This is a genomic window from Synergistota bacterium, assembly GCA_021159885.1.
Taxonomy (GTDB): domain Bacteria; phylum Synergistota; class GBS-1; order GBS-1; family GBS-1; genus AUK310.
The window spans coordinates 1-18,903 of the sequence record JAGHDO010000079.1; the positions used below are offsets into that span (position 1 = coordinate 1).

At 43.1% G+C, this 18,903-nt stretch carries 24 protein-coding genes; 19 read left to right on the forward strand and 5 right to left on the reverse strand.

All coding sequences use genetic code 11. From position 1 onward, the window contains the following. The 17 genes from J7M13_07885 to coaD form a co-directional block, all read left to right on the forward strand. On the forward strand, positions 1-71 hold a 71-nt coding region (locus J7M13_07885; protein ID MCD6363893.1), incomplete at its 5' end, for a hypothetical protein. A gap of 97 nt (positions 72-168) precedes the next feature. Next, the gene (locus tag J7M13_07890) at positions 169-576 is read left to right on the forward strand and encodes a protease inhibitor I42 family protein (GenBank protein ID MCD6363894.1); all 408 of its coding nucleotides are present in this window, start codon (positions 169-171) and stop codon (positions 574-576) included. Between the two features lie 162 nt (positions 577-738). Then, complete coding sequence (locus J7M13_07895) at positions 739-1,296, forward strand: D-sedoheptulose 7-phosphate isomerase (GenBank protein MCD6363895.1); 558 nt, start codon at positions 739-741, stop codon at positions 1,294-1,296. Continuing rightward, complete coding sequence (gene hldE, locus J7M13_07900) at positions 1,289-2,722, forward strand: bifunctional D-glycero-beta-D-manno-heptose-7-phosphate kinase/D-glycero-beta-D-manno-heptose 1-phosphate adenylyltransferase HldE (protein MCD6363896.1); 1,434 nt, start codon at positions 1,289-1,291, stop codon at positions 2,720-2,722. The genes J7M13_07895 and hldE overlap by 8 nt, the downstream gene beginning before the upstream one ends. Position 2,723: 1 nt before the next feature. Beyond that, positions 2,724-3,689: an ADP-glyceromanno-heptose 6-epimerase gene (gene rfaD, locus J7M13_07905; protein ID MCD6363897.1), complete on the forward strand. Its 966-nt coding sequence runs from the start codon at positions 2,724-2,726 to the stop codon at positions 3,687-3,689. A 115-nt stretch (positions 3,690-3,804) separates the two neighbouring features. Beyond that, positions 3,805-4,686 carry a 30S ribosomal protein S2 gene (gene rpsB, locus J7M13_07910; protein MCD6363898.1) on the forward strand — a complete coding sequence of 294 codons (882 nt, stop codon included), beginning with the start codon at positions 3,805-3,807 and terminating at the stop codon, positions 4,684-4,686. A gap of 1 nt (position 4,687) precedes the next feature. Beyond that, positions 4,688-5,284 (forward strand): translation elongation factor Ts, encoded by a 597-nt coding sequence (gene tsf, locus J7M13_07915; GenBank protein MCD6363899.1) that lies wholly within the window; start codon positions 4,688-4,690, stop codon positions 5,282-5,284. A 2-nt stretch (positions 5,285-5,286) separates the two neighbouring features. Continuing rightward, positions 5,287-6,015, forward strand: a complete 729-nt coding sequence (locus J7M13_07920; protein ID MCD6363900.1) for a UMP kinase — start codon at positions 5,287-5,289, stop codon at positions 6,013-6,015. Further along, the gene (frr, locus tag J7M13_07925) at positions 6,012-6,569 is read left to right on the forward strand and encodes a ribosome recycling factor (protein ID MCD6363901.1); all 558 of its coding nucleotides are present in this window, start codon (positions 6,012-6,014) and stop codon (positions 6,567-6,569) included. The genes J7M13_07920 and frr overlap by 4 nt, the downstream gene beginning before the upstream one ends. A 58-nt stretch (positions 6,570-6,627) precedes the next feature. Further along, on the forward strand, positions 6,628-7,512 hold the full coding sequence (locus J7M13_07930; GenBank protein MCD6363902.1) for a hypothetical protein: 885 nt from the start codon (positions 6,628-6,630) through the stop codon (positions 7,510-7,512). Beyond that, a complete protein-coding gene (locus tag J7M13_07935) occupies positions 7,506-8,201 on the forward strand; it encodes a YggS family pyridoxal phosphate-dependent enzyme (protein MCD6363903.1) in 696 nt (231 codons plus the stop codon). Before J7M13_07930 ends, J7M13_07935 begins: the two co-directional genes overlap by 7 nt. A 3-nt stretch (positions 8,202-8,204) precedes the next feature. Then, entirely contained in the window at positions 8,205-8,633 is a 429-nt protein-coding gene (locus J7M13_07940; protein ID MCD6363904.1) for a cell division protein SepF, read from the forward strand. Next, positions 8,608-9,162 (forward strand): DivIVA domain-containing protein, encoded by a 555-nt coding sequence (locus J7M13_07945; GenBank protein ID MCD6363905.1) that lies wholly within the window; start codon positions 8,608-8,610, stop codon positions 9,160-9,162. The genes J7M13_07940 and J7M13_07945 overlap by 26 nt, the downstream gene beginning before the upstream one ends. Continuing rightward, positions 9,110-9,319 (forward strand): DUF167 domain-containing protein, encoded by a 210-nt coding sequence (locus J7M13_07950; GenBank protein MCD6363906.1) that lies wholly within the window; start codon positions 9,110-9,112, stop codon positions 9,317-9,319. The genes J7M13_07945 and J7M13_07950 overlap by 53 nt, the downstream gene beginning before the upstream one ends. Then, on the forward strand, positions 9,291-11,360 hold the full coding sequence (gene recG, locus J7M13_07955; protein ID MCD6363907.1) for an ATP-dependent DNA helicase RecG: 2,070 nt from the start codon (positions 9,291-9,293) through the stop codon (positions 11,358-11,360). The genes J7M13_07950 and recG overlap by 29 nt, the downstream gene beginning before the upstream one ends. Next, the gene (locus J7M13_07960) at positions 11,350-11,823 is read left to right on the forward strand and encodes an RsmD family RNA methyltransferase (GenBank protein MCD6363908.1); all 474 of its coding nucleotides are present in this window, start codon (positions 11,350-11,352) and stop codon (positions 11,821-11,823) included. The genes recG and J7M13_07960 overlap by 11 nt, the downstream gene beginning before the upstream one ends. Before the next feature lie 4 nt (positions 11,824-11,827). After that, complete coding sequence (gene coaD / locus J7M13_07965; protein MCD6363909.1) at positions 11,828-12,325, forward strand: pantetheine-phosphate adenylyltransferase; 498 nt, start codon at positions 11,828-11,830, stop codon at positions 12,323-12,325. Here the strand turns inward: coaD and J7M13_07970 are convergent. Further along, positions 12,268-13,512, reverse strand: a complete 1,245-nt coding sequence (locus J7M13_07970; GenBank protein ID MCD6363910.1) for a nucleotidyltransferase — start codon at positions 13,510-13,512, stop codon at positions 12,268-12,270. The genes coaD and J7M13_07970 overlap by 58 nt on opposite strands. A 72-nt stretch (positions 13,513-13,584) precedes the next feature. Between J7M13_07970 and J7M13_07975 the strand changes: the two genes are divergently transcribed. After that, positions 13,585-14,169 carry a DUF177 domain-containing protein gene (locus J7M13_07975; protein MCD6363911.1) on the forward strand — a complete coding sequence of 195 codons (585 nt, stop codon included), beginning with the start codon at positions 13,585-13,587 and terminating at the stop codon, positions 14,167-14,169. Next, positions 14,126-14,320: a 50S ribosomal protein L32 gene (rpmF, locus tag J7M13_07980; protein MCD6363912.1), complete on the forward strand. Its 195-nt coding sequence runs from the start codon at positions 14,126-14,128 to the stop codon at positions 14,318-14,320. The genes J7M13_07975 and rpmF overlap by 44 nt, the downstream gene beginning before the upstream one ends. Positions 14,321-14,327: 7 nt before the next feature. On the opposite strand, the gene J7M13_07985 is transcribed toward rpmF, so the two are convergent. From J7M13_07985 to J7M13_08000, 4 genes are read right to left on the reverse strand one after another with little or no spacing between them, the layout of a single operon-like run. Continuing rightward, positions 14,328-14,882 carry a CPBP family intramembrane metalloprotease gene (locus tag J7M13_07985; GenBank protein MCD6363913.1) on the reverse strand — a complete coding sequence of 185 codons (555 nt, stop codon included), beginning with the start codon at positions 14,880-14,882 and terminating at the stop codon, positions 14,328-14,330. Next, positions 14,851-15,951, reverse strand: a complete 1,101-nt coding sequence (hemW, locus tag J7M13_07990; GenBank protein ID MCD6363914.1) for a radical SAM family heme chaperone HemW — start codon at positions 15,949-15,951, stop codon at positions 14,851-14,853. The genes J7M13_07985 and hemW overlap by 32 nt, the downstream gene beginning before the upstream one ends. Next, entirely contained in the window at positions 15,948-17,738 is a 1,791-nt protein-coding gene (gene lepA, locus J7M13_07995) for a translation elongation factor 4 (protein ID MCD6363915.1), read from the reverse strand. The genes hemW and lepA overlap by 4 nt, the downstream gene beginning before the upstream one ends. Then, complete coding sequence (locus J7M13_08000) at positions 17,739-18,854, reverse strand: aminotransferase class I/II-fold pyridoxal phosphate-dependent enzyme (GenBank protein MCD6363916.1); 1,116 nt, start codon at positions 18,852-18,854, stop codon at positions 17,739-17,741. Positions 18,855-18,903 lie beyond the last annotated feature (49 nt).

Sequence of the window (18,903 nt, forward strand, 5' to 3'; positions counted from 1 at the left end):
ACCAGTCTGGTACTGCTATGCTTGCTCAGGCTAATCAGCTTCCGCAGTCGGTTCTCCAGCTTTTAAGATAGCAGGTAAATTCCTTGGCGGGAGAGGGAATCCCCTCTCCCGCTTTTTTTATGCTATAATATTTTTACTATAGTCTATATAATGGAAGGGGAGAAAAGGATGAGATCCCTTTTTACCGTAAGTGTGATGCTTTTTTTAACGCTGATTTATGGTAGCGCTTTTGCTCATGTTGAAAGCTCGCCTAATATTTTTGCCTTTAGTGAGAGGGATTCAGGGAAGGAGGTAACTGCCAGTAAGGGAGATGTGATTGTTATCCTTCTTAGGGAGGCTTCGACTGCAGGGTATATATGGGAAGTAGGATATTTAGATAAAAATAAGCTTCTTTTCTTCAAAAGCGATAGGGTGAGACTTTCCCCTCCCGGGCTTCTCGGCGGAATTAATTTGCGAGTGTTCTTTTTCAAAGCGATGGAGTCCGGGAAAGCCTCTCTTAGACTTATTTATCATCGTCCGTGGGAGAAGCTGAATAACCCCGCTAAAATTTTTAGCCTCTTTCTCTTGATAAAGTAGAGATAGGGGTCCCGCTTTTGCTTTTATTCTTGCGTAAGAATAATAGATGCTAAAATTTTCGCTTTAAGCTTTTCTTGGAGGGGCAATCTCGCGATCAAGAGATTGCCCCTTTTATTTATGCTTATATGGTAGAATTCTTTTTAGGGAGGTGTTTTTCAAAACATGGTTAACGCTTTTAGTGAGCACGTTGATGTAGTTGAGCGAACCCTTAGAGAATGTTCTTCTGAGATAGAAAAGCTTATCTCTGTTGCCATCGAGACCTTAAAGAGTGGCGGTAAGATAGCCTTTATCGGAAATGGGGGAAGTGCAGCGGATAGTCAACATTTAGCTGCGGAATTTGTGGGCAGATTTGCCCGAAGTAGGTTTCCTCTCCCTGCTCTTGCCTTAACAACGGATACTTCCATTTTAACGGCTTTGGGAAACGATTTCGGCTTTGAGAGCGTTTTTTCGAGACAGGTTGAGGCTCTTCTTGAAAAAGGGGATCTGCTTATAGCTATATCTACTTCAGGGAACAGTCCCAATGTGATAAAGGCGGTTTTGAAAGCTAAGGAGATGGGTGTAAAAGTCGTGGGATTAACTGGGAAAAGTGGAGGGAAGCTCAAGGATATATGTGATGTCAGTATCGTCGTTCCGTCTGACTCTACGCCGAGGATTCAGGAGGTTCATATTCTTATAGGTCATGTTTTGTGTGAGGAGGTGGAGAAGGCACTATATGGATAGCTTGAGGATTTCTTCTGTTAAGGTGATAGTTTTGGGAGATGTCATGCTTGATAGATATTATTATGGCGATGTTGAAAGGATTTCTCCTGAAGCGCCTGTGCCGGTGGTCAGAGTAAAAGGCGAAAGAGTTGGAGCAGGTGGTGCGGGTAATGTTGCGGTAAATCTTGTGAATCTTGGTTGTAAGGTTTCTCTTTATGGGAGCATTGGAAGAGATGAAGCGGGGAAGATTCTTAAGGAAACTCTTTTTAGGAAAGGAATAGATATCTCTGGTCTTTTTGAGCGTTCCATTCCTACAATAACTAAGGTAAGAGTGCTTGGCGAGAAGCAACAGATGGTTAGAATAGATTTCGAAGAGGTAGTTTCTCTTTCGCGATCAGAGGAGGAAAAAGTTTTAGAGGCTTTTTGGAATGAGATAAACGATGCTAAGTGCGTTATAATTTCCGATTATGGAAAAGGGTTTTGTACAGGAAGCCTGTGCAGATTTATCATAGAAGAATCTAAGAGAAAAAAAGTACCCGTTGTGGTTGATCCAAAGGGAATAAACTGGGGGAAGTATAAAGGAGCGTATTTGGTTACCCCGAATTTAAAGGAGCTTGGCGAGGTTTATGGAAAAAGACTTGGGAATGAGAATGAAGAGGTAGCTCGAGTAGGAAGAGAGATCCTGGAAAAGTATGAGCTTGATAACTTGCTTATAACGCGCTCTGAGAGAGGAATGACGCTACTTCAAGGGAGCGAGGTTTACAATATACCCACCAAAGCGAAAGAGGTATACGATGTCTCAGGTGCGGGGGATACGGTGGTAGCAACTATTTCTGCATGTTTAGCAAGTGGAATGAGTTTGCTTGAATCGGCCAAGATTTCTAACGTAGCGGCTGGCGTGGTTGTGGGAAAAGTTGGGACTGCTCCCATAACATTATCTGAGCTTGAGGAGGCCCTTATGGAAAGCGAAGGGGCTTTAAGAATAGAGGCCAAAATTAAAAGCTTTGATGAGGCGGTTGATCTTTCAAGAAGGTGGAAGCGTGATGGTTTGAAGATCGTTTTCACCAACGGTTGCTTTGATCTCTTGCACGTTGGGCATATCTATTCTCTTGAGGAAGCTAAGAAAAAGGGAGATAAGCTGATCGTGGGGTTGAACTCGGACTCATCGGTCAAGAGACTTAAAGGGGAAGGGCGTCCAATTGTTCCTGAAAGAGATAGGGCGAGGATGCTTGCTGCTTTGGAGTTTGTCGACTGTGTGGTTATCTTCAATGAGGATACTCCGGAAAGATTGATAAGTCTTATAAGGCCACATGTTCTTGTTAAGGGGGGAGACTACTCTCCTGAGGAAGTTATAGGAAGAGAGTATGCGGATGAAGTTCATATAGTTCCTCTGTTTAAGGGGTATTCAACCACCTCTCTTATAAGAAAGATATTGGGGGGGAAATAGATTGATAGTAATCACTGGAGGAGCGGGTTTTATTGGAAGCAACATAGTAAGAGCTTTAAATAAGAGGGGAATAAGCGAGATATTAATCGTTGATTCGATGTCAAAGCCTGAAAAATGGAGGAATTTAGTTTCGCTCGATTTCATTGAATATATGGAGAAGGAGGAATTCTTAATGAGGCTTGAACGGGGGGACTTTAGGGGTAAAATAGATGTCTTCTTTCATCAGGGAGCTTGCACCGATACAACGAATTACGATGTCAAGTTTCTCGTGGAGAATAATTACAGATATAGCGTCAGGTTACTTAACTATGCTGTTGACGAAGGAATACCATTTATATATGCTTCTTCTGCGTCTGTGTATGGGAGCGGGAAGAGGGGTTTCAAGGAGAGCCCGGAGTGTGAAGAACCTATAAATCCGTACGCTTTTTCAAAACTTCTTTTTGATAAATACGTTAGGAAAGAACTTGAGAGAGCGAAAAGCCAGATAGCAGGGTTAAGATATTTTAACGTGTATGGTCCTTATGAGTTTCACAAAGGGAAGATGGCATCTGTGGTCTACCAGTTTTACAGGCAGCTAAAGGAACGGGGAGTAATAAAGCTGTTTGGTGAAAGTCATGGCTATCCAGCTGGCGAACAAAAAAGGGATTTTATATACGTTAAGGATGTGGTTAATGTGAATCTATTCCTACTTGAGAAGGGGACTTCAGGTATATTTAACTGTGGTACCGGAACATCTCGGAGCTTTAATGATGTGGTTAAGATACTTATATGGTTAAACGGGGGAGGGAGGTATGAGTATATTCCCTTTCCTAAGGAACTTTACCATAGGTATCAAAGCTTTACACAGGCTGATTTGACATTGCTCAGGGAAAAAGCCGGCTATAATGATATTTTTACTTCCCTTGAAGCAGGTATACGGGAATACTTTGCCTTTCTCGAAAAGTATGATATACTTCAAAGGGTTTAATCCGCACATGTCCGGAGGGAGAGAGCGGTGCCTCTCTGTGAAAGTGTGAGGTTCTCTCTCCCAGTGAGGGGCATGGAGGAAAATAAAAACCGATTTTTTAAGGAGGGATGTGGTAGTGGCTATAGTCAGTATGAAACAGCTTCTCGAAGCAGGAGTGCACTTTGGACATCAAACAAAGCGATGGAACCCTAAGATGAAGGAGTACATCTTTACGGAGAGAAATGGTATCTATATAATCGACCTTCAGAAAACCTTGAAGAAACTTGAGGAAGCTTATAACTTCGTCAAGGAGCAGGTAATGAATGGTGGAACCGTGCTATTTGTTGGAACTAAGCGTCAAGCTCAGGATGCGGTTAAGACGGAAGCGGAAAGATGTGAGATGTTCTATGTGAATCAGAGGTGGCTTGGTGGTCTCCTTACTAACTTCAGAACTATAAAGAAAAGGATAGAGCGCCTTAAGGAGCTTGAAGAAATGGAGGAAGAGGGAATGTTCGAAGTTCTTCCGAAGAAAGAGGTCGTCAAGCTTCAGAGGGAGAAAGGAAAGCTTGAGAGATACCTGGGTGGTATCAAGGGGATGAATGATCTGCCGGACATAGTTTACGTTGTCGATCCGAGAAAGGAGAAAATAGCCGTTGCTGAGGCTAATAAACTTGAAATACCGGTGGTTGCTATAGTGGATACTAATTGTGATCCTGAACCGATCGATTATCCTATACCGGGGAATGATGATGCTATAAGATCTATCAGGCTTATAACCAGCCTGATAGCCGATGCGGTTTTGGAGGGCAAGCAGGGTGTTCAGCTTGAGGAAAAGGCGGAGGCTCCTGAGAGCGAGGAAGAGGCGGAAGCCCCAGCTGCTCCGGCTAAGGAGGAGGAAGAAGAGATGGCTATGAAGGAGGAGCTTCTCGAAAAATACGAAGAGGTATTCGAGGAGCTTCAGGAAGAACTTAAAGAAGAGGAAGAGGAAGAAAAACGTCGTCGTAGGGGGGAAGCTTAAGATGGCTGTTTCTATAGAGCAGGTTAAAGAACTGAGAGCGAGGACGGGAGCGGGAATAATCGATTGTAAGAAGGCTCTCGAAGAAGCAAATGGTGATATAGAAAAGGCAATAGAGATTTTGAGGAAGAAAGGAATAGCAAAGGCGGTCAAAAAGATGGGGCGTAAAGCTGCAGAGGGAGTCGTTGCTTCCTATATACACTCAGATAAGAAGCTCGGTGTCTTGGTTGAAGTAAACTGCGAGACGGATTTCGTGGCAAGAACTAAAGAGTTTCAGGAGCTTGCACATGAGATAGCGATGCAGATAGCTGCTTCTTCTCCTTTGTATGTTTCTTCTGAGGATGTCCCCGCGGAGGTTGTGGAAAAAGAAAAGGCAATTTACAAAGAACAAGTTATTGCAGAAGGGAAGCCGGAACATATAGCGGAAAGAATTGTGGAGGGTAAGATACGCAAGTTCTTTGAGGAGGTTTGCCTCCTTGAGCAGCCGTATATCAGAGATCAAAACGTTAAAATTAAAGATTTAATAGCTGAGAAGATTTCTCTCTTGGGTGAAAATATAGTTGTTAGGAGGTTTGTCAGGTTTAGAGTGGGAGAGGAGTGAGTATGGAGTCTCCTCGATTCAAGAGAGTTCTCTTGAAGCTCAGTGGTGAGGTGTTAGGTGGAGATCAGGGGTTTGGAATAGACCCAGAGGAGATGAGAAGAATAGCTTCTGAGGTTAAAGAAGCTAAGGAGAGAGGAGTTGAGATAGCAATAGTTGTAGGAGGAGGTAATATATTCAGAGGGGTTGCTGGAAGCGCTAAGGGAATGGATAGAGTTACTGCAGATTATATGGGTATGATAGCTACGGTTATAAACGCCCTTGCTTTGCAGGATGCTCTTGAGAAGCTTGGTGTTAACACGAGAGTTCAAAGTGCTATAGAGATGCGAGAAGTGGCGGAGCCCTATATAAGAAGAAGGGCAATAAGGCACCTTGAGAAAGGAAGGGTGGTTATATTCGCAAGTGGAACTGGGAATCCCTTTTTCTCGACTGATACTGCGGCAGCTTTAAGAGCTGCTGAGATAGGAGCGGAAGCCATTTTAAAGGCTACCAAGGTCGATGGGGTTTATGACGCTGATCCCATGCTTTACAGAGATGCGGTGAGGTTTTCTCATCTTGAATATCTCGAGGTGCTTAACAGAGGACTAAGAGTTATGGATTCTACTGCTATCTCTCTATGTATGGATAATGATATACCAGTTATAGTTTTTAATATAAAGGTTCCTGGTAATCTCGTGAGAATCATAGAGGGTGAGGAAATAGGCACCTGCGTTGGAGGTGGGGTTAAGAGATGAGGGAAAAGGTACTGAGGGAAATGGAATCTCGCATGAAAAAGGCAATAGAAATAATCAAAAGAGACATGGCTTCCGTTAGAACTGGCAGGGCTCATCCGGCTATACTTGAAGATATAAAGGTGGACTATTATGGAACTCCGGTGCCTATAAATCAGATAGCTACGATAAGCGCTCCTGAAGCACGCTTGCTTGTTATACAGCCGTGGGATAAAAGTGCCTTAAAGGAAATCGAAAAGGCGATCCTAAGATCTCCTCTTGGCTTAACACCGCAGAACGATGGAAATGTTATAAGGGTCTCTATCCCCCCATTAACTGAGGAGAGAAGGAAGGAGCTTATAAGGCTTGTTAGGAAGAAGGCAGAGGAAGGAAGAATCACGATAAGAAATATTCGAAGAGATGTCATGGAAGATCTCAAGGAGAAAAAGGAAGATGGTGATATTCCTGAGGATGATTACTTCAGACTCTCAAAGGAGGTTCAGGAGATCACCGATAAATACATAGAGAAAGTGGAGGAGATTTTAAAACTCAAGGAAGAGGAAATAATGGAGGGGTAAGGGGGTATTTTAGCCTCTTTACCCCTTTATCTTCCCCCTTTGAAGAAGTGATAGCACTGTGAAAAAGGTTGTAGGCGTCGTTTTTTTCTTGATTGTGTGGATAAGCGGTTATTTTTTTTACTCGAGGATAGAAAGTGCTTCACAGCCGCCCAAGGTTGCTACCTTGAAAGTGAAGCTTACCAAAATAGAGCAAGCTTTAAGCACGGAGGCGCTTCTTTTCTCGCGGGAGGCTCTTGTCGTTTCTCCGGTAGCGGGGAAGCTTCAATGGCTTAAAGCTGAAGGAGAACGTGTTAGAAAAGGATCAGCAATAGCGCGCATTTCAGGAAAACTCTTATTTGCAAAGGGAGCTGGGGTATTGTTTCACAGCGTTGATGAGGTTGCCGGCGTTTGGAACGTTGATCACGCTTGGCGGAAAGGGTGGCTAACTCCTCCAGTTGGTAAACCTGAGTTTTTTAAGGATGGAGAGTTCATTAAGAAGGGAATTCCTATAGGGAGAATCTTTGATAACATCTTTTTCCATGTTTTGGTAAGGGTTAAGAGGGATGATTTCTTTCCTAAATGGTATGATAAAAGAAGAATAACCGTTGTGTTCCCTACTCTAAAAAGGGAAAGGAGAGGAAAACTCGTTAGGATAAAACCTGAAGGGAGATATATTAGAATGCTCTTAAGGCTTGTTGGATGGGATGAGCTGTGTGGCTTAAGAAACCTGGAGATAAAGTTAGTTAAGAGGAAGCTCAGAGGGGCTGTAATTCCTGCTAATGCTATAATAATTAAAGAGGGAAAAAGTGGAGTCTTTATAGTAAAAGGGGGTAGAGTCTTTTTTAAGGAAGTTAGGTTTAGAAATTTAAGCTCAGCGGTTGTTATAACGTCTGACCTTAAGGATGGGGATAGAATAGTTGTGGAGCCTGATAAGGTAAGGGAAGGGATGTTTATAAGATGGTAGATATTAAGGGCAGAGTTGAGAAGGTTCTTGAAAGAATAGCTAATGCTTGTGAAAGAGTCGGTAGATCTTCCTCAGATGTTAAACTCGTCGCGGTGAGTAAGACATTTCCTCCAGAGGCTATCCGTGAGGCGGTTTCTGCTGGTATTCGCGCTATAGGCGAGAATAGAGTTCAAGAGGCTCTGAGCAAACACGAAGTTTTGGGAGATCTTGATATAGAGTGGCATATGGTGGGCTATCTTCAGAGAAACAAGGTTAAAAAGGCGCTAAAGATTTTCGATTTTATACAGTCGTTGGATAGATTAGCACTTGCAGAGGAGATAGAGAAGGAGGCAGAAAAGGCGGGTATCGAAAGAGTTAAGGTTCTGGTTGAAGTTAACATCTCGGGGGAAGCTACGAAACATGGTGTAGAACCAGATAGGCTTATGAGCTTTCTTGAGGATCTCGGTGATTTCAAACGTATAGAGATAAAGGGCTTAATGACTATAGGTCCCCTTACCGAGGATAGAGCTAAAATAAGGAGTGCCTTTCGGAGAATGAGGGAGCTTTATGAAAGGGCGAAGGGGCTTTTCCCAGAGTATGATCTTGTCTGTCTTTCTATGGGGATGACCGATGACTTTGAGATAGCTATCGAAGAGGGATCGAATATGGTAAGAATCGGCAGGGCTATATTCGGCGCAAGGAGTGATTGAGGGATGGGTATATTGGAGAAAGTCCTCGTTTTCATGGGACTGGCTGACGAAGGAGAAACGGTGGAGGAAGCTCCTAAGGCAAAGCTTCCTGCTTGGGAAGAAAGAGAAAAGCGAGTTTCTCAGAGCTCAGCGGGCGCGAGAAAGATCGTTCGAATTTGGACGCTTCAAAAGGGGAGCGAAGCTAAGGATGTGGCTCAGGCCTTAAAAAGGGGATGGCTCATTATTATGGATCTTTCTTTGCTTGATCAGGAAGACGTTAAGCATGTGTTAAATTTTACCTACGGTGTTATATTTGCCATGCAGGGGACTTTGAAAACACTGGCGGATAGGGTTTTTCTTCTTGCGCCACCGGGGTTTGAGGTGTTTGAGCATCCGTTTCCAGGAGGAGGTGTGAAGGTTGGCGAGACTGACTCCTCTGGACATACAGAATAAAGAGTTTAGTAGATCCTTTAGAGGCTATAACGAAGAGGAGGTAGATGAGTTCTTAGATAGAATTGTTGAGGACTATGGAGCGCTTTTCCGTGAGAATGCGGAGCTTAAGGATAAGATAAGGGAACTTGAGGAAAAGATAAACGAATATAAGAAAATGGAGTCTTCACTTCAGGAAGCACTCCTTTTGGCTCAGAAGACTGCGGAGGAGAAGCGTCTTAATGCTGAGAGGGAGGCAGAAATCATCCTAAAAGAGGCAAGAATAGAGGCGCAGAAGATAGTCGATGGCGCTCTTGTTAGAGTTCAGGAGGTTGAGAGAAGGATAGAAGATCTTGAAAAGGAGCGTGAGAGATTTATTCTTGAGATGAAGGCGCTTCTTTCTACGTTCTGGAATCTGCTTGAGAAAGAACTTAGAAAGGGGAGGGAGATCGTTGATACTGAGGGTCAGAGTTCAGCCCGGGGCGAGGAAAGACGAGATAGTGGGCTTTCGGCAGGGGGTTCTCTGGATCAGGATCAGCGCGCCTCCGATTAGGGGAAAGGCGAATGCGAGGCTGATCGAGATTTTAGCTGATAAGCTTTCGATTCCTAAAAAGGGCATAAGGCTTCTTAGGGGAGAAAGATCTAAGGATAAGCTTCTTGAGATAGAGGGATTGGCAGAGGATGAAGTTTTTAGAGCTCTTGGATCGTGAGGTGAGGTATCTTAAGGGAGTGGGTCCCAAAAGGGCTCAAGACTTTGAAAAGCTTGGCGTTAAGAAGGTTGAGGACCTTCTTTTTTTATTGCCTCGTAGATATGAGGATAGAAGAGAAATAAGATCGCTGGGTGATCTCATCTTTGGTGAGGAGAATCTCATTAAGGGCAAAGTTCTTGGAATAGAGGATATATCGTCTCGGAAAGGAATTCGCATTATAAAGGCTTTAATTTCAGATGGGGGGCGAAGAAGGGCGTATGCGGTCTGGTTTAATAAGCTTTATATTAAAAAGCTTCTTTTAAAGGGAAAGGAATATCTCTTTTACGGAAAAGTTATCCAAAGATATGGTGAGATACAGATTCAGGACCCAGAGATTGAACCCTTCGAGGATGTAGCGGAGATGAACGCTGGTAGAATCTTGCCCGTTTATCCCCTTGCAGGAAGACTTTCTCAAAGAATAGTTCGCTCTGCTGTTGAAGGAGCTCTTGAGCTCGTTTCTCCTGAGGTTGTTGATTTTCTTCCTGAGTTTATTAGAAAGGAAAACTCACTGATGGAACTTTCTATCGCTTTTAGAGAACTTCATTTCCCATCGGATTCCTCTTCCGCTATTGAAGCACGCAGGAGGTTGGCTTTCGATGAGCTCTTTCTACTCCAGCTTTCTCTGGCTTTAAGAGCACGTGAGAGAAAAAGTGAGTCAGCACCAGTTTTGAGAGTAAGAGGGCATCTTTTAAGAGAGTTTTGGAAAAGATTATCGTTTACGCTTACGCGGGATCAAGCAAGAGCTTGGAGAGAGATAAGGGATGATCTCTCAAGCGGCAAGCCAATGAACAGACTTCTGCAGGGGGATGTAGGTTCTGGTAAAACCGTTATAGCGATTGCATCCATGCTTCTTGCTGTCGAAAATGGCTATCAATCGGCGCTTATGGTTCCCACGGAGGTCCTTGCGGAGCAGCATTTCTGCGTTCTTGATCAATACTTAACGCCTCTTGGGGTTAAAATTGGTCTTCTAACTGGCAGTCTTAGGGAAAGGGTTAAAAGGAGAGTAATAAATGAGCTTGCTTCGGGAGAAATAAAGGTGGTTGTTGGTACTCATGCTCTTATACAGGAAAGAGTTGAATTTAAGGATCTTGCTCTCGTAGTGATAGATGAACAACATAGGTTTGGTGTTCTGCAGAAAGCGGCGCTTCTTAAGAAAAGTATTTCTCCTCATGTTCTCGTTATGACTGCCACTCCGATACCGAGAACGCTCAGTCTGACCCTTTATGGTGATCTTGATGTCTCGCTTATAAGGGAACTTCCTCCGGGAAGAAAGCCCGTTATGACTTATTGGATTAGTGAGAGAAAAAGGGATAAGGTTTATGAGTTTGTGAAAAAGAGAGTTAGGGAGGGAGAGCAGGCTTATATCATATGTCCACTTGTTGAAGAATCGGAAGCTCTTGAGGCAGAGTCTGCAGTTAAACTTTATGAAGAGCTTAAAGGAAGAGTTTTTAGAGAGGAACGGCTTGGCTTAATTCACGGAAGAATGAAGATGGAGGAAAAGGAAAGAGTTATGAAAAGCTTTAAACATGGAGAAATTCAGATACTTGTTGCTACACCGGTTATAGAAGTTGGCATAGATGTTCCCAATGCTACCGTTATGGTTATAGAGAGTGCAGATAGATTCGGACTGTCTCAAATACATCAGCTTAGAGGGAGAGTTGGAAGGGGGAGCAAGCAATCCTATTGTGTCCTTATAGCGAACCCTAAGACTGAGGAGGCTCGAAAGCGGCTTTCGATAATCGTCTCTACAACAGATGGATTTAAGATTGCTGAGGAGGATTTAAAACTTAGAGGTCCGGGTGAGCTTTGCGGAATCAGACAACATGGAATTACCGATTTTAAGGTGGCAGATATACTAAGGGATTTCGATCTACTTGCACTGGCGAGAAAAGAAGCTTTTCACCTTGTCAACGCTTCAAAAGCTCTCAGGGAGTATTCTCTCCTTAAGGTCTTTGTAAAAAGGAAATTCGCGGAAGCAGGTGAGCTCCTTAATGTCAGTTAGAAGACATACCACCTCTCGCGTTTTGAAAGCTCTCTTTGATACCCTTGGTGATGTATCTGGCAAGAGATTTCTCGATGTCTTTGCTGGAGGTGGGCGTGTGGGCGAGGAGGCCTTAAGGAGGGGAGCCTCTGATGTAATTTTTATAGAGATAGATCCTTCTATGGCTCGCGAGATATCAAGAAGAGTCGGCAGAAATCGGGTTTTAAAAATGGATTATAGGAAAGCAATTCAAAAGCTAGGTCTCGAGGGAAGGAAATTTGATATAATCTTCGCGGATCCCCCATACGAGAGGGGATTCATTAATGAGCTTTTAAGGCTTCTTGAGAGAGTTCCCTTGCTTGAGAGGGATGGAGTTCTCATCTTAGAAAGATCGCGTCGAGAAAGCTTCGAGCCTGGGAAGTGGAGCGTTATTAAGGAGCGGAGATATGGCGATACTATACTTACTTATTTTAAGGAGGGATGAAAAAATGAAGGCAGCGGTTTATCCTGGTAGCTTCGATCCGGTCACATATGGCCATCTCGATATAATTGAGAGAGCCTCAAGGATTTTCGATAAGCTCATAGTGGCAGTGGTTTCAAATCCCGCGAAAACGCCGCTATTTTCCATAGAAGAAAGGATGGAGATGATAAAGGAATCGGTTGAGCATCTCAATAACGTTGAGGTTGATGGTTTTGAGGGGCTTCTGGTTAATTACCTTAGAAAGAGGGGAACGAAAATAGTCATAAGGGGAATGAGGGCTGTAACTGACTTCGACTATGAGTTTCAAATGGCGTTGACGAATAGGAAGCTCGACAAAGACGTTGAGATAATATTTCTCCTTTCGGATTCCAAATATCTTTACCTTACCTCAAGGATGGTAAAGGAAATAGCGGGTCTCGGCGGATGTATTAAGGGAATGGTTCCACCTCACGTTGCGGAGAGACTCTTTAGGAAGCTTAAGGTTTCCTCATCCGGATCTGCTTGAACGGGTCTAAATATTGGGAGGTGCTTTCCCAAAACGGCTTCGTAAATTCGCGTTGCTCTGAGATCGAGCTTTAGCATGATGGATGCTGGCTCGCTCAATCCCATAGGCTTACTTATAATTGGGATAGATGACTTTTTCTTTATCTCACGCAGGAGTATTTTACCCTTTGACGAGAATCCGAGTAGAAAGGCGTAAAGTGAGCCGGTTTTTTGAAAGATTTTATTTTCCCTTTCTTTAAAGCCTATCAGAATGTGGATGAGCATTCTTGAGATTCTGGTAAGGGTATAACGCTTGGTCTTTATCCCGCTGAGAAGCTCGTTTAAGCTGATTGCCTTCATTCCAACTCTTTTTATTCTGTTTTCAAGTCCTTCTTTAACCTCAGCTATCTCTTTTATCTCTCCCTTATCTAATCTCTTTATAAGAATAAGTATCTCTTTTTCGAAGTCTTTCATAGATACGATTTCTTCTTTTTCCTCGCACTCTTTAAGTATCTTATATGAAGATGGTGGAATCAGATCTTTAACGCTTTCTACTCCTTCTTCAAGGATTTTTCTTCTTATAGCTGTAGCACTTGAAAACTTTCCTCTTATTTCGTTCTCTAAATATCCACCGCCGATTCTTTTTATCGTTAGTGGCTTTATATCGCTTTTCAGTCTCAGCAGGCTTATAAGATACTCTATTCCCAAGATATTGTTGGATCCTCTGAGAACATTTGGTGCTATGCCTTCCCTTTCGAGAGCCTTTTTAAGAGCTCTTAAACGAGCTTCGGGGTAAGGAAGCCCCTCTCGTGAAAATTTCAGTAAATCAACCTTGAAAAAATCTGGCTCTTGATATAGAATTTGTGCGATGGCTCGGAGTTCTTTTATATTTCCTGATTCGCTTCCAAAGCATATGTGAGTTATGACTCCGAGGGAGTTAAGAAGTGATACAGCGCCAAATGCAAAAACGCCAGCGTTATGCGATGCAAAAGGGAAGGGTAACTCGAATACGACATCTACACCGGCGGAGAGAGCCATTTTAGCGCGTTTATATTTCTCTACCAGGGCGGGTTCTCCCCGCTGGAGGAAGTTCCCGCTCATCACTGCTACGCTGAAATCGGCCTGTGAAAGCTCTATGCTTTTATGTAAATGGTACAGATGTCCCGTATGGAAGGGATTATATTCCGTTATTAAGCCGAGAACTTTCATGTGGGTAAGCCCCCCTTCGCTTTTATGCTTATTTTAGTAGGCTTTTTATTTTTTTTAAAGGGGGCGGTCGAAATGGCCATGATAATAGAAGTAGAGGAGCTCGAAAGGAACCCTGGAAAGGTAATAGAATTCTTCTTTGAGGAAAGCCTTGATGCGTTTGAATATAGAGGGGAAAATGTGGAGTTTTCGGAGGATGTCGTTGTAGAGGGTGGAGCGGTTAAGGTTAAAGATGGATTTATGGTATGGGGCGAAATAAACACGGCTATTAGATTGCGCTGTAGCAGATGTTTGAAGGTGTTCGATCTTCCTATTAAAGTAGAATTTGAGGTAGAGTATCGAAGAGGTGCGGAGAAATTTTCTGGCAGAGAGAGATCGCTTAAGGACGAGGATTTCAGAGTTTCGTATTTTGAGGGCGATAGTATAGATATAGAGGAAGACATCAAGCAGTTTATCATATTGTCTATACCCATGAAGCCACTTTGCAGGGAAGATTGCAAGGGGTTGTGTCCCGTTTGTGGGAAGAACCTTAATGAAGGGGAGTGTAACTGCTCTCAAGAGCTTTATGATCCTCGTTGGAGCGCTCTTAAAGAACTTATGAAGGGAGGTGCTTCAAGTGGCGGTTCCGAAGAGAAAAACGTCAAGGGCTCGCAGGGATAGGAGATTTGCTCACTGGCTGGGGAAATTGAGAGTTCCTAATCTCACAGTTTGCCCTCATTGTGCTGAGACCATACCTGCGTATAGGGTTTGTCCGGAGTGTGGATACTATAAGGGTAGGCAGGTCATAGAAATCGAGGAAGAAAAGGAGTAAGCGAGGCTTAAAACAAGGAAAAAAACACGATATTTGATGTTGCATGGAATAGGACGGAGGGGAAAACGGAGCCCGTTTTAGCGCGCAGATAGCCGAATATAAGAGAAGGTAAAAATACCCCAATAGTTAGGGGATTAACCCCTCTAAAAAGGTGAGCGCACGAAAACAGGAGGGACGTGAGTGCTATGCTTCTCCACGTTCCTCCTGTTATTTTTTCTATCTCCGTTTGAAGAAATCCTCTGAAGAATATCTCCTCGGATAATCCTGCCCCGAGAAATTGAAAGAGGATGAGCTTAAGGGATATGGTATGAAACCCATGAGCGTAAGAAAGCCCTATGGAGAGGGCGATAAACGGTACTAAGAAAAGGGCACAGGCTAAGGCAAACAGCTTAAGAGAGAGTTTCCAGTTTTTAAGCGTGAGGCCATACTCATTCCATGATTTCTTTGGTATCAGAAAGAGGGGAAGGTAAAGCATATAAGCTATAGCCAGTTCCGCTTTAAACCATAGTAAGAATATTAGCCCTGCATAGCTAAACGAACCTTTCAAAAACTTGATTCCCAAGCAATAGGCCCCTTTCCGTTAGTCTTATACTATTTTCACTCTCCTCAAGTAATCCATCCCTTTTAAGTTCATCTATGATTTCTCCATAGATCTCGTCAATCTTAACTCCAAACCTTCTAAAAAATGCATCCTTGTTTATGCCCTCAAGAAGTCTCAGATTCATAAGGATGGTTTCCTTTATCTCCTCCTCCTTATTGATTTTTATCACCTCTGAGAATCTCAGAAATCCCTCAAATGATTCTTCTCTCTTAAATCTCCATCCGTTATAGAAGGAGGATGCTCCTGCTCCTATTCCTATGTATGGTTCATTCTTCCAATAGGTAATATTATGAGTGCAAAAGTGTCCTTCGAGTGCGAAATTTGAGATCTCATAGTGTATGTAACCTTTTCTCCTTAGCATCTTTTTCGCTTCGATAAACATTTCGTATCCTTCATCTTCAGGCATATCATAGGTTCCTCTCTTTATTTCTTCATAAAGGAGTGTGTCTTCCTCAAGTATAAGGCTATATAATGAAAGATGGGGAGGAGAGTAGGTAAGAACTTCTTCTAAGGTTTTTAACCAGTCTTTCAGAGTCTGAGTAGGAATTGCATATATAAGGTCAACATTCCAGCTTTTAAATTTTGCTTCATTAACGAGATTGATGGCTTCTCGTGCGTCATCTGCCGTATGTGCTCTGCCTAAGATACTAAGAAGGTGATCATTTAAGCTCTGTACACCGAGGCTTAATCTGTTGACTCCTGCTTCCTTAAGAGCGTGAAGCTTTTTATCACTTATGGTTTTGGGATTTGCCTCTATAGTGATCTCGGCTTCTTCTAAGAGATTAAAACTATTCCTCATCTTATCCATGAGTGAGGTTAGTATCTCCGTATCATAAACCGTAGGGGTTCCCCCTCCTATATAAATGCTCTTTACCGTTTCATTTAGTAGTTTTTCTTTCCAGAAGTCGATTTCCTTGAAGAGCTTTCTTAGGTATTCCTCAGCCAAATCTTTTCTAAAGGGTACCGAAAAGAAACTGCAGTATTTACACTTTTTCAAGCAGAACGGAATATGAACATATAGGGCTATCATTCTTTTTCAAGTTGCATAAGAGCCAAAAAAGCTTCGGCAGGGACGTTAACCTTTCCGAGGGTTTTCATTCTCTTTTTCCCTTCTTTTTGTTTTTCGAGTAACTTCTTTTTTCTTGTGACATCTCCACCGTAGCACTTGGCTAAGACATCTTTTCTCAAAGGTTTTATATTAGCCCTTGCAATGACCTTTTTCCCTATGGCTGCTTGGAGTGCTACCTCAAATAGCTGACGCGGAATTATTTCCTTCAGCTTCTGAAGAAGAGAAACTGCCTTGTGATAGGCCTTATCCCTATGTACTATGAAGGAAAAGGCATCTACAGGCTCATAATGGATAAGTATATCTACTTTAACGAGATCAGATGTTCTGTATCCTATAGGTTCATAATCCATAGATGCGTATCCACGACTTACCGATTTTAGTCTGTCATGGAAATCTATTATCATTTCCGCCAAGGGAACTTCATACACGAGCATGACCCTTTCCGGACTCAGGTAATCCATGCTCTTGAAAACCCCTCTCTTATCCTGAAGCAGAGACATAACGTTTCCCACAAATTCGGATGGCGTGAATATGGTCAACCTCACGTATGGTTCTTGGATTTCCTTTATCTCCCCGAGGGGAGGGAATTTAGCGGGGTTATCGATTTCTGAGATTTCTCCATTGTGCTTTACCACTCTGTAGATGACGTTAGGTGTTGTTGCTATGATATCGAGCTCGAATTCCCTTCTCAGTCTTTCTAAGGCAACCTCCATGTGAAGCATACCAAGGAACCCACAACGGAAACCGGCGCCGAGAGCTACTGATGATTCTGGCTCAAACTGTATGGATGCGTCGTTCAGCTTCAACTTCTCAAGGGCATCCCTAAGATCTTCGAAGTTGTTTCTATCAACGGGATATATACCACAGAATACCACCGGCTTAACACTCCTGTATCCAGGCAGGGGTTCTTTCGCAGGATTTATTGCGTCCGTTATGGTATCTCCTACTCTTGCTTGCCTTAAATCCTTTATCCCAGCGATCATATAGCCTACCTCTCCGGGACCAAGCTCATCTTTCGGCTTCATTCCCGGCGTAAATACCCCTACTTCTTCCACCTCATAGACCTGACCTGTTGACATCATCATGATCCTTTGGCCGGTTTTAATAACGCCCTCCTTAACTCTGATATAGGTTATCACTCCGCGATAGCTATTATAGATGGAGTCGAAAATGAGAGCCCTTAAGGGAGCATCTGGGTCTCCTTTGGGGGGAGGAATACGTTCTATAACTGCATCCAATATCTCTTCTATTCCTATTCCCTCCTTAGCGCTTGCGAGCAGAGCTTCAGATGCATCCAAGCCTATTGCCTCTTCTATTTCTCTCTTAACCCTTTCGGGATCAGCGCTGGGTAGATCTATCTTGTTTATAACTGGTATTATCTCAAGGTCGTTTTCCACTGCGAGATAGGCATTTGCCACCGTTTGAGCTTCGACTCCCTGTGTGGCATCCACCACAAGAAGCGCTCCTTCACATGCTGCTAAAGATCTTGAAACCTCATATGTAAAATCCACATGCCCGGGCGTGTCTATAAGGTTTAGGATATATCCCTTATACTCCATTCTTACCGGCTGTGCTTTTATGGTGATTCCTCTTTCCCTCTCGATCTCAAGCATATCGAGGTATTGTTCAACCATCTTTCTTTCTGGGATCGTTCCCGTTATCTCGAGGAAACGATCTGCCAGAGTTGATTTTCCATGATCTATATGGGCTATGATGCAAAAGTTCCTAATCTTACTTTTGTCTATCATTTATTTTGATAAGCCCTCCTTAAAAAACTCATCAATTTTTTCAAGACCTTTTATCAAAGTTTCAGTCTCAAATCCAAATCCTATTCTAAAGTGCTCGGGAAGTTCAAAACAGGTTCCCGGAACGAGGAGGACGCCCTTTTCCACTATTAAAGCCTTACATATTTCCTCGCTGTTCATTTCTTTTTTTAACCAGGGAAACCCCACGCATCCCTCGCTTGGAGGAACCCAGTCGACTATATCATCATGTTCTTTAATCCAGTTGGAGATTATCTCAAAGTTCCTTCTGAGTATTTTCTTGTTTCTCTCAAGGATACTCTCCTTCTCTCTTAAGGCAAGGTAAGCTAAGTATTGTGTTATTGGAGAGACCGATATAGCGAGGTAGTCTCTTATCTTCCAGCACTTTTCTATAAACTCCTTTGGCCCAACGATCCATCCAATTCTCAAGCCTGGCAGACCAAATGTTTTTGAAAGTCCTCCCGTAGTTATAACCTCCGTAGAATATTTTCTCGCGGGGGGAGTTATCGGTTCTCCTCTCGACAGCATAAGATAAACCTGATCAAAGAGAATTTTCTTTCCCTTGCGAGTTAACTCCTCTATTATATGGGACATCTTTTCTTCTGGAAGAGATGCTCCGGTTGGATTATGAGGATGGTTTAGTATGATCCCTTCCGCTTCCTCAGCCTCCTTGATGAGCCTTTCTGGGTCAACGGAGAAGCTTTCTTCTTTTCTCAGCCTATAAAGCTTTACTTTCCTTCCGAATGCTTGAGGAAGCTCGTAAAGCTGGTTATACCCGGGATGCTCAGCCAAGAAAACCTCAAGATCCTCGCTTAGAGCAGCTATCGCGAGGAAATTTGCTTCTATCGAACCGTTCGTTATTATAACCTCACTTGGATCGGTATTGGGGTAAAGCTTAGCTACTTCTTCTCTTAGTGGAAGAGATCCTTGAATTTCTCCATAGTCAAGGTTTATATTCTCTACATCTTTCCAGTCTAAATGGGTTATATCTTTAAGCTCTCTGGTAGAAAGCGGAGCCATGGATGTTTCACCGAGATGAAACGCTGTTGCCGGTTCATACTTGTCAAGCCAGGCTTCGACCTTAAAGGGCTTAAAGCGCAACTCGGAGCACCTCCTTACGTCTTTTCAAGATAAGCAAATTATATTATAA

What these genes read in the sequence shown, in the direction of transcription:
- hemW (MCD6363914.1), bottom strand. Translation starts at nt 15,951, where the DNA reads ATGATAGCCCTATATGTTCATATTCCGTTCTGCTTGAAAAAGTGTAAA.
- hldE (MCD6363896.1), top strand. Translation starts at nt 1,289, where the DNA reads ATGGATAGCTTGAGGATTTCTTCTGTTAAGGTGATAGTTTTGGGAGAT.
- J7M13_07960 (MCD6363908.1), top strand. Translation starts at nt 11,350, where the DNA reads ATGTCAGTTAGAAGACATACCACCTCTCGCGTTTTGAAAGCTCTCTTT.
- J7M13_07890 (MCD6363894.1), top strand. Translation starts at nt 169, where the DNA reads ATGAGATCCCTTTTTACCGTAAGTGTGATGCTTTTTTTAACGCTGATT.
- J7M13_07940 (MCD6363904.1), top strand. Translation starts at nt 8,205, where the DNA reads ATGGGTATATTGGAGAAAGTCCTCGTTTTCATGGGACTGGCTGACGAA.
- coaD (MCD6363909.1), top strand. Translation starts at nt 11,828, where the DNA reads ATGAAGGCAGCGGTTTATCCTGGTAGCTTCGATCCGGTCACATATGGC.
- J7M13_07975 (MCD6363911.1), top strand. Translation starts at nt 13,585, where the DNA reads ATGGCCATGATAATAGAAGTAGAGGAGCTCGAAAGGAACCCTGGAAAG.
- J7M13_07895 (MCD6363895.1), top strand. Translation starts at nt 739, where the DNA reads ATGGTTAACGCTTTTAGTGAGCACGTTGATGTAGTTGAGCGAACCCTT.
- tsf (MCD6363899.1), top strand. Translation starts at nt 4,688, where the DNA reads ATGGCTGTTTCTATAGAGCAGGTTAAAGAACTGAGAGCGAGGACGGGA.
- J7M13_07920 (MCD6363900.1), top strand. Translation starts at nt 5,287, where the DNA reads ATGGAGTCTCCTCGATTCAAGAGAGTTCTCTTGAAGCTCAGTGGTGAG.
- J7M13_07935 (MCD6363903.1), top strand. Translation starts at nt 7,506, where the DNA reads ATGGTAGATATTAAGGGCAGAGTTGAGAAGGTTCTTGAAAGAATAGCT.
- lepA (MCD6363915.1), bottom strand. Translation starts at nt 17,738, where the DNA reads ATGATAGACAAAAGTAAGATTAGGAACTTTTGCATCATAGCCCATATA.
- J7M13_07970 (MCD6363910.1), bottom strand. Translation starts at nt 13,512, where the DNA reads ATGAAAGTTCTCGGCTTAATAACGGAATATAATCCCTTCCATACGGGA.
- recG (MCD6363907.1), top strand. Translation starts at nt 9,291, where the DNA reads ATGAAGTTTTTAGAGCTCTTGGATCGTGAGGTGAGGTATCTTAAGGGA.
- frr (MCD6363901.1), top strand. Translation starts at nt 6,012, where the DNA reads ATGAGGGAAAAGGTACTGAGGGAAATGGAATCTCGCATGAAAAAGGCA.